The 12,049-nt window shown below is 38.6% G+C and carries 11 protein-coding genes; 4 read left to right on the forward strand and 7 right to left on the reverse strand.

What is annotated here, in order from left to right; translation table 11 throughout:
• Positions 1-6 precede the first annotated feature (6 nt).
• Complete coding sequence (locus BLU33_RS15370) at positions 7-492, reverse strand: VIT1/CCC1 transporter family protein (protein WP_091374766.1); 486 nt, start codon at positions 490-492, stop codon at positions 7-9.
• Between the two features lie 140 nt (positions 493-632).
• On the opposite strand from BLU33_RS15370, the gene BLU33_RS15375 reads away from it, so the two are divergent.
• Together BLU33_RS15375 and BLU33_RS15380 are read left to right on the forward strand one after the other, a co-directional pair.
• Positions 633-1,307 carry a response regulator transcription factor gene (locus BLU33_RS15375; RefSeq protein ID WP_091380632.1) on the forward strand — a complete coding sequence of 225 codons (675 nt, stop codon included), beginning with the start codon at positions 633-635 and terminating at the stop codon, positions 1,305-1,307.
• Positions 1,308-2,558: a sensor histidine kinase gene (locus tag BLU33_RS15380; protein ID WP_091374769.1), complete on the forward strand. Its 1,251-nt coding sequence runs from the start codon at positions 1,308-1,310 to the stop codon at positions 2,556-2,558.
• Positions 2,559-2,564: 6 nt separating this feature from the next.
• Here the strand turns inward: BLU33_RS15380 and BLU33_RS15385 are convergent, their stop codons facing one another.
• The 6 genes from BLU33_RS15385 to BLU33_RS15410 are packed head-to-tail and all read right to left on the reverse strand — an operon-like array spanning position 2,565 to position 9,801.
• Entirely contained in the window at positions 2,565-6,200 is a 3,636-nt protein-coding gene (locus tag BLU33_RS15385) for an ABC transporter permease/M1 family aminopeptidase (protein ID WP_091374772.1), read from the reverse strand.
• Positions 6,201-6,211: 11 nt separating this feature from the next.
• Positions 6,212-7,099 (reverse strand): ABC transporter ATP-binding protein, encoded by an 888-nt coding sequence (locus BLU33_RS15390; RefSeq protein WP_091374775.1) that lies wholly within the window; start codon positions 7,097-7,099, stop codon positions 6,212-6,214.
• 1 nt (position 7,100) lies between these two features.
• Complete coding sequence (locus tag BLU33_RS15395; protein WP_157682166.1) at positions 7,101-7,832, reverse strand: DUF2807 domain-containing protein; 732 nt, start codon at positions 7,830-7,832, stop codon at positions 7,101-7,103.
• The gene (locus tag BLU33_RS15400) at positions 7,816-8,199 is read right to left on the reverse strand and encodes a GntR family transcriptional regulator (protein ID WP_091374782.1); all 384 of its coding nucleotides are present in this window, start codon (positions 8,197-8,199) and stop codon (positions 7,816-7,818) included. The genes BLU33_RS15395 and BLU33_RS15400 overlap by 17 nt, the downstream gene beginning before the upstream one ends.
• A 2-nt stretch (positions 8,200-8,201) precedes the next feature.
• Entirely contained in the window at positions 8,202-8,972 is a 771-nt protein-coding gene (locus BLU33_RS15405) for a hypothetical protein (RefSeq protein WP_091374784.1), read from the reverse strand.
• Positions 8,965-9,801, reverse strand: coding sequence for an ABC transporter ATP-binding protein (locus BLU33_RS15410; protein ID WP_091374787.1), 837 nt, complete (start codon positions 9,799-9,801; stop codon positions 8,965-8,967). Before BLU33_RS15410 ends, BLU33_RS15405 begins: the two co-directional genes overlap by 8 nt.
• Before the next feature lie 222 nt (positions 9,802-10,023).
• Between BLU33_RS15410 and BLU33_RS15415 the strand changes: the two genes are divergently transcribed.
• Together BLU33_RS15415 and BLU33_RS15420 are read left to right on the forward strand one after the other, a co-directional pair.
• A complete protein-coding gene (locus tag BLU33_RS15415; protein WP_091374790.1) occupies positions 10,024-10,614 on the forward strand; it encodes an RNA polymerase sigma-70 factor in 591 nt (196 codons plus the stop codon).
• 186 nt (positions 10,615-10,800) lie between these two features.
• Positions 10,801-11,943 (forward strand): FecR family protein, encoded by a 1,143-nt coding sequence (locus BLU33_RS15420; RefSeq protein WP_091374793.1) that lies wholly within the window; start codon positions 10,801-10,803, stop codon positions 11,941-11,943.
• The last annotated feature ends 106 nt before the right edge of the window (positions 11,944-12,049 follow it).

Here is a 12,049-nt window from a genome sequence, read left to right on the forward strand (position 1 = left end):
AATTTATTAAGTACCTACATTGCCTAAATAAATACCAAGCAGGAATACAATTCCGCCACCTACAATAACCTGTAGTATAGTTTTAACCAATGGTGTTTTCATGAATTTGTAGCGTATAAACGCTATAATCAGTAGTTCACATATCACTACTATGTATGCAAAATGCAGGGCCGTATGTAAATCGGGTATCAAAAATGGCAAAGTGTGTAGCATTCCACCCAATGCGGTTGCAAATGCCGTAATACCTCCCCTAACCAGCGGACTACCGCGGCCTGTAACTGTACCATCATCTGATAACGCTTCAGCCAAACCCATGCTAATTCCGGCACCTAATGAAGCTGCCAGGCCTACATAAAACGCTTTAATGGGTTGATGCGTTAAACCTGCTGTGGCAAATATGGGAGCAAGTGTTGAAACGGAGCCGTCCATTAATCCTAAAAGTCCGGGTTGAACTTTTTGTATAACGAATGTGGCTTTTGTACTTCTACTCATAGTTTATATGTCTAAATGTAATTGTAGAATTTGAAGCAATTCTGTAGTACTATTATAAACATTATTATTTATAATGTTTATCAATATCACCAGCCCATATATTAAAAAAAAATCTAACGTTATATTTGATAAAAACCAAAGTGAAACTACTTATAATAGAAGATGAGCAAGCGCTTCGCGAAAATATAACCACTTATTTTAATGAGGATGGTAATATTTGCGAAAGCTGCGCCAATCTTTCAGGTGCAATTGATAAGCTATCTACTTACAACTATGATTGTGTATTACTTGATATCGGCTTGCCTGATGGTGAAGGTTTTGGGGTGCTGAGTTTTTTAAAAAAGGAAATGAAGGATGAGGCAGTACTCATTATATCGGCCCGAAACTCATTAGATGATAAAATTAAAGGCCTTAATATAGGTGCCGATGATTACTTAACAAAACCTTTTCATTTGGCTGAATTGAAGGCCCGGGTTGCCTCAGTTTACCGGCGAAAAGCTGCGAATAGCAATAACAACATAATTTTTAATGAGATTACTATTAATTTACTGGGCCGAACAGTAGATGTTAACAATACCCCGGTTATACTTACCCGGAAGGAATATGACATGCTATTGTACTTTATTGCAAACAAGGGTAAGGTAATAGCTAAAAATGCCATCGCCGAACATTTATGGGGCGATGAAATGGATATGCATAACAATTTTGATTTTATTTATACGCATATTAAAAACCTAAGAAAAAAACTATTAGATGCCGGTTGCAATGATTATATCCACTCTATATATGGCATAGGTTATAAATTTAAAGCATAAATGAAACTCTCTGCCCATTACAATAAAGCAAGTATAATTATCACTATATCTGTACTGTTGATAGGGGGTATTATCTATTTTTTTACAATAAATTACATTGCTAAAAATCAGCTCGACATTAACCTGATAGAAGAAATTGATGGGGTGAAGGATTATATTAAGGTCAATAATCAATTACCCAAACAGGTTGATTTTGATGAGGACCTTGTAATATTTGTAAAAACCGACAAACAAGAGTTTAACAGGCGCTTTTTTGATACTACATACAATAACCCCAAAGAGAAGAAAAAAGAAGCGGGAAGGGCTGTTTCGTGCCTGGTATCATTAAATGGCAGTAATTATTTAACTACGCTAATCGTATCAAGGGAGGATACGGAATACCTGGTGCAGATCATCGGCTTAATAACGCTTGCCTTATCAGTTGGGTTATTGCTCACGCTCTTCATAACCAGCAGGTACATTTTAAACGGCTTATGGAAACCGTTTTATAAAACACTTACCGAATTAAAGTCCTTCAATATTTCAGACGATAAAAGCCTCAATTTAAAAAGCACTAAAATTGATGAATTTAATGAATTGAATAACACTGTTCAGGCCATGTCATTAAAAGCAAAAAACGACTTTCAAACTTTAAAAGAGTTTACAGAAAATGCTTCACATGAAATGCAAACACCATTGGCTGTAATTACTTCAAAGCTCGATACATTAATACAGGATGAAACTTTAAAAACTGAGCAATACGAACAGATCAATGATATTTATGGTGCTACAAATAAGTTAGCAAGGCTAAATCAATCACTATTATTGCTGGTGAAAATTGAAAACAACCTGATTGACGATATTGAGTTATTAAGGCTGGATATTTTAATTGAAGAAAAGGTAAAGCAGTTTTATGAGTTAATAAATGACAAACAAATACAAGTAACAACTCATCTATCAGCCAAAGAAATATCAGCCAGCAAGTACTTAATCGATATAATGCTTAACAACTTGTTCAGTAATGCTATAAGACATAATATACCGGAGGGTAAATTGACCATTACTTTAGATATCGATAAACTCGTTTTCAAAAACGATGGCTTACCCCAACCTTTTAATATTGACAACATGTTCGATAGGTTTAAAAAAGGCAATAACTCCGAAGGCACCGGTTTAGGTTTAGCCATAGTGAAAAACATATGCACCCTCAATAATTGGGGCATTACTTATTTTCACGAAGCTTCCATCCACGTATTCCAGATCGATTTTTAAAGCCAATTACAGATCCTTTAAATTATCATTCGGCATCCTGTCAATCAGTTTACTATACGGATCAATACCTGCACGCTGCGGCTTGCCTTTCACTATAATATTAAACGTATGCAGGCCTGCAGTTAATTTATACTTTTTAAGATATAGCTGATTTGCTATTATCCTGCCATCTTTATTTTTACCGTCGGCCGCGAAAATGCCTATATCTATGTAGTCATTCATCTTTTTATCAATCACATCATTACCTTTCCCATCAATCCAAACCTTATTAACATTAACCGTTAATGTTACCTGGTAATTGTCTTTTCCGAGCGGTTTAGCTTTAACTTCGGTTACCTTATTATCGTATAAAGTGATCTTTTTCCAGGTATCGATAAGATAATATTGCAGGGAATCGGGCACATGTTTTTGCAAATAGCTATATAGGTCATTATTACCTGCATATGGCGGTTTGCTTTTAAAAGCATAGGCGTTCTTAAAATCGCGCAGAGCGGCATTGAGGCTGTCCTCTCCCATCAGATCACGCAGGCCATATAGTGCAACGGCTGCTTTTCCATGGTATTCAACCCACTGATCAGCCGTTATAAGCGGATGCTCCTTATCCTCCATCCGGCGCCTTATAAACAGGTAAAACCATAACTGATCTAAAACAATGTAACGCATATTGGCTGCACCATATTTCTTTTCGGCCATAACCAATGCGCTATAACCGCTTAATCCCTCAGGGATCACTATTGAGCCAACCGTATTATTTGGCGCAACCTGAAAACGCCACCATTGCTGGGCTAAAAGATTTATTGTATTAAAATAGCAATAATCAGTTTGATTAGGATCCGTAAAGTTGGCATTCCAGGCGAATTGCTCGGCATAAGCCGAAAGCGTTGTCATTGATGCAGCACTCGGTCCATATATTGATGATTCAGCCAGGCGGATATCGGTAAAGGGGAAATTACCATATGCTTTATTAAAATAGTGCAAACCATCCTTATAAGCAGCCATAAAACGCCCCAGGTTGGCATTATGGTCAGGATGATAATAGATATTGATATTTACCGGATGACCGAGGTTTACAGTATCATGCATAATAGCGTAACGGGCAGATAAAACACCTAAGGGTGCATACATGCCGGGTTTATCCTGCACATAATGAAAATAATTCCGCCCGCCTTGTTTCCATTGCTTAACCAGCTCGCCTGGGGCAATCGCTGTTTGGTCTCCCGATGTACTAACGGTTATATCAAATTTCAACAGATCAGCCGCTTTACCTGCTTTAAGCGTGCTGATACCTTCGGGATCATTTTGCGGGATATCATTCTCTGTTTTTACAGATAGATGCCTTTTTTTACGCTCATACGGGCTGTCCAATTCATCGTCGTCGTCATAACCCAGGCCAGGTAGTTCCGGACTTAAAAAAGTACCGTTATACAGCAGATCCTTTGAATAAAGCCCATTGCTGAAGCCATTATAACTTATTGCTGAATTAATTTCCAACACAGCAGAATCCCCGGGAGCTAATGCTTTTTGAAACCTGTACAAACGAAACTCAGCCGTATCATTTTTAGGTCTGAACCAATTGAACATGCCACGGGGATAAAGTAATGGCGATGTAAAAGAAACCAATTTACCATCCTGTTTTATCGAGTAATCAGATAACTCATCCCCATCAAGCAATAGTTTTTCTATCGGCTTGTTGGTTTTATTGGCTATGGTTACAAAAGCGTGGGTATATTCTTCCAGTTTATCGGGGTACAGATCGGTATGCAGCTCCATACGCGTTACCTTTGGCAAGGGTAGCAATGAATATTTCTTTAGCTGCCGCTCATACATTTCTGCCCGGTCATCTCCTTCCCCCTTTGTTAAGTAGTTATTGAGGTAGCTTACATTATAATAATTGTAAGCACCCATTGATAAAAAGGCTAAAACCACTAAACCTGTAATTATCCGGGTGTTGGTATCAAAGCGTTCTTTAACCAGTTGCCATCTTTCTTTAATCCCTGAGGTTACTCCCCTGTAATAATATAATCCTGAAACAATAACTAATAAGCCTGCAAAAAGCAACCAGTACAGGTGAAACGAATATACCGCCTTTGCCATATGCCCTATCCCATCCATATCAGAGAAACCGTACCATGGCGTGTATGAATACATTAAAAGGTTATAGTTAAACGTGCCCGTATCTTCCAAAAAGAAGAATATGATCCACAGGAAAATGGCTACTGCATGTGCACCAAATTTATTGTTCAATGTTACATGTATCACATAACAAAAGGCAACCATATCCAATAAACGGGGCAGTATGAGTGTAAATATATACGTGAAATATACCAGAAAATGAAAATGGTAAAACCCTTTTATAATTTGAATGGGCAAACCCAAAATCAAGGGAATTAATGCCAAAAAGAAGGCCAGAACAAGCAATGCAACAAATTTTGACCCGTTTAACACCCAGTTTGGCGGCGGCAGGGAATCATTTATAAAGGCAAAACGGGTTACCCTGTCGCGGTGCAGTGTTTCACCGGTATAAAACAGGATGATAAAAAAGATAAAAAACAGGAAATTGCCATTATAGGTATCCAAAAGCATCACCGTACGCGGAAAATCGGCTATACCGTTATTGCCGTCACCCATCCAAAGCACAAAAGCCAGGAAAGTCATGCCGCTTAATAGTATGATCCAGAAATAATTATCGCGAATAATATTACTGATCTCCATCCGGGTCAGTTTCCATAAGGTGGTACGGTTGTATGAACCGGCGAAACTAATATTGACTTTCGGACTTGCTTTTTTAAGCTTATCTAATGAGCGTTCACCAATAGCGGCCTTATCCCTTTTACCGCTAAAAAATCTTTCAAAACTAAAGGTGAAGTAGGTATAAAGCAGCACTATTAAACCTACACCTGTCCAGATGATGCGATTAAGCAAAAATGAACCTGTTATGGATATTAGGGTGGTGTTTTGCTGGATGGAATTTGAATTCATTGTTTGCAGCCTAACGCCATTTAAACCAAAAGGATCTGCCAGGTTTATTACTGTTTCATTATTGGTTCTGCTAAGAAAAACCATCGACAGGAAATAGCCCAAAAACAACAGGATACCGCCGCTATAGATCACCTTTACATTGCGGGTAATAGCAACCAGGCCAAAAAACAGTGATGATGTAAATATCAGATTAGGTAATGCAATGGTTAAAAACGGGTGCAGATAATATATCAACCTATTAGGGCCGTACTGCGCCGGATCCCTCCAACCCATAACCGGGCCCAGCCATGTACCTGCATAAGCACCAATAATAATGGCGCTTGCTATAAAAAGCATAATAGCAAATGAGCCAAAATACCGCCCCCAAAAATAGCCTGCCTTTGTTATAGGATAGGTTAAATAATAATCCTTGGTGTTGTATTCAATATCGCGGTATAAAGCATTACCCATTATTGATGATGATACCACCATCATGAGCATGGTTATGCCACCACACCACATAGCCAGTATAAATGGGGCATTAATATGCTCTTTTTCACCTAAAGGCAGTGACCCTGTGGCGAATGTGCCAACCGTAAATATTAAGGCTGCAGCAAAGTATAGGTACATTGCTGGCCTGCGGACCCTGTTTTGGATCTCGAATAAAAATATTTTCCAGAACATAATTGCTTAATTTAAATGGTGGTTACATCTATGCGTGCCGCGATATTGCTGAAATAAACATCTTCCAAATTTGGACTTACAGGCAGAAAACCATCTCCCGGAATTGTCTCCTGGAATACCCTGATATGTAGTTTGCCGGATTTGAGCTGGGTTGATATCACCATAAAATCATCCTGATAATGTGGCAACTCCTGCTTGCTGATGGCTTTGGTGAAAATTTTACCTTCCATTTCTTTTACAGCCGTATCCGGTTCGCCGGCATATAATACCTCGCCCTGACAAATGATGGCAAAGTTTGAGCAAAGCGTGCTTACGTCCTCAACAATGTGGGTAGAAAGGATTACAATGGTATTTTCCCCCAACTGGCTAAGCAGATTATAAAAACGGTTTCTTTCGGCGGGGTCGAGCCCGGCTGTGGGTTCATCAACAATAATTAGTTTGGGGTTACCGATCAGCGCCTGTGCAATGCCAAAGCGCTGTTTCATGCCGCCCGAATAAGTACCCAAATGTTTCTTCCGGTCTTTGGTAAGGTTTACGTTTTCCAGCAGATAATCGACCAGGTCCTTTCTTTCGCCGGTACTGGCGATCCCCTTTAGCTGGGCAATATGATCAAGCATACGCTCGGCTGATATTTTAGGGTACACGCCAAACTCCTGCGGTAAATAGCCAAGCAGTTGCCTTACCTGCGTTTTGTTTTTTAACACATCCAGGTCATCCAAAAAAATACTCCCCTGGTCTGCCTCCTGCAAGGTCGCTATTGTTCGCATTAATGAAGATTTACCGGCGCCATTCGGCCCCAGCAAACCAAACATGCCATTGTTTAACGTAAGCGAAACATTGTTTAATGCCCGCACACCATTTGCATAGGTTTTGGAAAGAGAGTTGATGACAAGTTTCATATTAAGGTTTTTTTAAGTAATTGCCGGCCTCGCCGTTTAATATCAGTTTTGCACTATCAGCCAAATGGTAATCAAGCTTTGGAATCTGTATATTATTCACTTCCATCTGACTACGGTTTTGAATATCCAGCTTTACACTTTCAAATTGATTAGTCTTAAAAAGTTTAATAACTGAGCCGCTCCCATTAGCTTTACCAACAACACCGCTCAGGTAATTTATATGGCTGTTTTTAATAAGTATTGTGCTGCCGTAATCCTGGTTAACCAGTAAGCTATCCAGTTTAAAGCCATCAACCAATACCTCACGCATTTGCCAGAGCACAATGGTGTCTGTTACTGCTGAGTTGTGCAATGTATAGGTGGCACTTGTATGCAATTGGTTTAACTTAGGGCACGATATAATAACAACATAAGGGTTAGCATTATTTAAAAAGGAATATTTAAAGTCGGCGCTAACAGTAAGCCTGTTTCCTTTTTGCGTAATGTTTACATACTCCTTGGCATCCTTATCAATTCTAATACTAAATGGCCCCTGTACTATTTTGGCATTTGCTATAGTTGATGAATTAATATCAATTGCGTCAAAATCCTTAAAATTTAATGAAACATAGTTCCTGTAAGGATCCCTATATCGCCCTGATACATATTCCGTCTTCAGCATTTCATCGTAAATGAAAAGCGCAATAAATATGAGCAGCATTGCGGCAACGATGAGTTTATTGCTTGTCTTCATTATAATTTTCCTTTTTAAACTTTTCATACTGCTGCTGCAAATCTTCCATGCTGATATCCAGCAAAAAGATCTCCTTAAATAAGCCGGGTAATTCCTGTTCCATAAAGCGCTCCTTACGGTAAGCCTTTACTTTTGTATGGGCATCAGGTGATACAAATACCCCCAGCCCCCTTTTGTTATAGATCACTTCCATTGTTTGTAAAAGTTCATAAGCACGCATTACCGTATTAGGGTTCACCTCCAGCTCAATGGCCATATCCCGTACAGATGGTATCTTTTGTTCGGCCTGCCATTTGCCCAGCAAAATATTCTCGCTTACATAAGCGGCTATTTGCAGGTATATGGCTTCATTATCTCTAAACTCCATAGTTATACCTGCTTTTCTTTTAAACGATAATAGGCAGCTGCCCAAAATATAAGTGTCAGGGCTCCTAATAGCCATATCACAAAGTTGCCGTCATCCTGAGCAATAAAAAAAGATACCTCCCTGTTATGCTCCATGATTCTGAGGGCACCAAATGGCGGGGCCATAAGCACGCTTTTCTGTAAAAGATAACCCAGCAAAAATTTATTAATGAGCATAAGCAAGGCAATGCCAATAAAAAACGCAAATGCTGTTTTTACAAAATGTAGTTTATTATAAAAGATCGCGCCCCATAAAGCAATAGCATGCAGAAATGCAAATATCAAAAAACAGAATATGATATACCTGTTGAACACATTTAACATAACAATTTGCTGCCCCGGATAATGCCTTGCATTAATAGCCAGCCAGTCGACCAAATAAAAACAGGCCAGGTAACATATCAGAAAAATTACGAAGGAATAAAGCCATGCAACCAGGTATTTTTCGAAATGTGATGCAGGAAGGGTTAATGAAGAAATTGCTTTTTTGTTCTCAGCAAAATCAGCAAATACGGTACTGGTAAAAATGGTACCGGCCAATAGCATTATGGCTATAAACATCGCTGTTTGCAAACCCAGATCTATTGGCGCATGGATGAGATAAACTAAAAAACTGGCACCCAAAAGCATCACGCCGAACAGCACTATTAATGACATTAAATAGTTCTTATAATGCTCGGTTGTATGCTTAATGAATAGCCTGCCGAACCTGCCGGGATTAAATATGTTATTCATGATTCTTCAATATTTCTAAAACAGGTTTATTGCCGCTGATGATGGCGTTAAAAAGCAACTCCAGGTCCACTTTGCCGTACTTGCCTGTATTTTTTAAAATGGCATTTTTGCCACGGATATTTTCTTCTTCATACAATACCGGTAGATCGGTAGTGTCAGTATAAAAGCCGAATGTCAATTTTTCAGCAACTTCATCCATTAACTGGTTAACTACAACCTCCCGGTTATCGAGCACCAATAAGGTATCTATTAAACTATCCAAATCGCGCACCTGGTGAGTAGAAATTATGATGCACCTTTCATCAGTTAACACGGATGCCATTAATTTTCTAAATTGGACTTTCGAGGGTATATCAAGACCATTGGTAGGCTCATCCATTATTAGTAAATTGGTGTTGGTTGCCAGGCCGAAAGCGATCATGGCTTTTTTTTGCTGCCCTAAGGATTGTTTATCCATAACATCACGGGGATCAACATCCAATAATCTTAAATAATTATCGAAATCTGACCCGGAAAACTTAGGATAAAACCCACCGGTACCCGCCGCAAACTGCAATGGCGTTAATGAAGGTGTAAAAAGTTCTTCGGCTAAAAAAAAGATATCCTCTAAAACAGCAACAGCCCTCGATGATGTATTTATTCCCTTATAAAGGCATTTCCCTTTTGATGGAAAAGCAAGCCCGGCCATGTTTTTTAATAAGGTTGATTTACCTGCTCCATTTTTGCCAAGCAATCCATAGATATGACCCTCGTTAAGCTGCAGATCGAGATTTTCGAAGAGCAGCGGCTTACCCTGATAACCAAAACTTAAACCAGAAACATTAAGCATATTTATAGTGTATTAGTATAGTAGTACACTACAAATATAGCATTGTTTTCTTATTTGCAAATAAAAATTAACATTTAATAAATCTCACATAAAGGAACCATACCCCGTAACAGTTCAGCACAGTTAAGCTATTGGTTTTATTTAGTTTAGCTTTTTCAAAAGTCATTGTCTGCTATTTTAGGCAAGACATTGATCAAGACCAATAGATTAACCAATTTAAACATGACTCCCCCTAACGTCCTTTCCGATCAGGAACTCATGGCTCTTTTGCAAGAGGGAGATAACTTTGCTTTTACGCAGATATATAAAAGATATTGGGAAAAACTGGTACTCATAGCCTGGAACCATACGAATGATAAGTCTTCTGCTGAAGACATCGTTCACGAAGTTTTTATTTCACTTTGGAAAAATAAAAATAGCTTATCAATATACAATGTTGGAGGCTTCCTGGCTACAAAAGTTAAGTATGTAGTGTTTGACCATTATAGAAAAGACCTGCGCCGGAGTAAGCTGGCAGAAAGAAATTTTAATTTTTCTGATATCTGTTTTGATGAGGAAAGATTAGATGCCCTTTTCTTACAAGAATATATTAATGGAATAGTTGAAGAGCTCCCCGAGAAATGTAAATTAGTATTTAACTACAGCCGTCACTTAGGCATGAAGAATTCTGAAATTGCTTCCAAAATGAATATCTCGGAAAAAGGAGTTGAAGCGAATTTAACGCGTGCCTTAAAAATCATTAGAAACAGCATTGAAACTGCGGGCTTTGTTATTACAATATCTCATGAGCTTTTAAAGACCTTTAAATTGTAGAATAAGTAACATTGTAGATTAGATATTTACATCTAATCCTCATCTACTTCTTGACCGGGTTAATTTCACCGGACGCCTTTTCGCTATCCATGTGCTTTCAATGCCCAAGATCCATTAAAAAAAATCAAATAAGATATAGGGTAAACAGCTTTTCGCAACGACATGTCATTATAAACCAATTATAAAGTGGATAAGCAAAGGATCAACTATTTGCTGCAAAAATATTTAGACCGTTCCATTAATGACACGGAAAAGCAAGAACTGTTCAACTTATATCGTAAAATAGGTTCGCAGTATGCCGAGTATCCCGATGATAGGGAAAGTGTCAGCGAACGGATATTGTTGCGCCTGAATGAGGAAATTAAGCACGAAGAAAAGCGAGGTGGCTTTTTAAAACCGTGGAAAATGGTTGCTGCCGCGGTAATTCTTGTAACAGCAAGTATTTACCTGGTTAACCGCCATTGGAGTAGTCCAAAAGAAATTGTTCAAAAGAATCCCCAAAAACAAATCATACTACCAGGGGCCAATGTTGCTACTTTAACCCTTGGGAACGGGAAAAAGATATTTTTGAATAGCGCTAATCAAGGGAAGATTGCAGTGCAGGGAAATACAGTTATTACAAAAAATGCATCTGGTCAGATTTCGTATAAGGTAGTCAATGATAACCCATCAACAAATGATCAACAGATAGTCTACAATACGATTACCACACCAAAGGGCGGACAGTTTAAAATTACACTGCTTGATGGAAGCAATGTTTGGCTTAATGCAGCATCTTCCTTAACCTACCCGAGTACATTTAAGGGTAATGAAAGGCATGTTGAATTACGCGGTGAGGCCTATTTTGAGATTTCTAAAAATAAGCACCTCCCTTTTACAGTTGCGGCAGAAAATATAAACATTAAGGTACTGGGTACGCATTTCAACGTGATGGCTTACGAAAATGAGCCGTCGGTCAACACTACTTTACTTGAAGGGTCGGTATCACTCACCTCCAAAAACATAACCACGACCATGGTTCCGGGGCAACAGGCCATAGGAGCCAAAAACAGAAATGAGATTACACTACATTTTGTAAATGTTGAAGACGCCGTAGCCTGGAAAAACGGATATTTTTCTTTCAGAAAAGAAAACATCCAAACAGTGATGAATAAAATTGCCAGATGGTATAACGTGGATATTGAATACAGAGGAAACATATCCGATAAAATAATGGGTGGCACAGTATCCAGAGCCGAAAATATTGCTGAATTATTAAACTATCTCGAACTAACAGGGATTGCAAAATTCCAAATTGAAGGAAGGAGGATAATCGTGATATGTAAATAATAATTACCTAAAAGTTTTACCAGTAAAACCAGGAACGTTCCACCGCTCCTGGTTTAGCAGCAATGGGAGCTGCGCCAGGTAAACACAATGATCGCTCGAAACAACC

The sequence above is a fragment of the Mucilaginibacter mallensis genome (assembly GCF_900105165.1).
Taxonomy (GTDB): domain Bacteria; phylum Bacteroidota; class Bacteroidia; order Sphingobacteriales; family Sphingobacteriaceae; genus Mucilaginibacter; species Mucilaginibacter mallensis.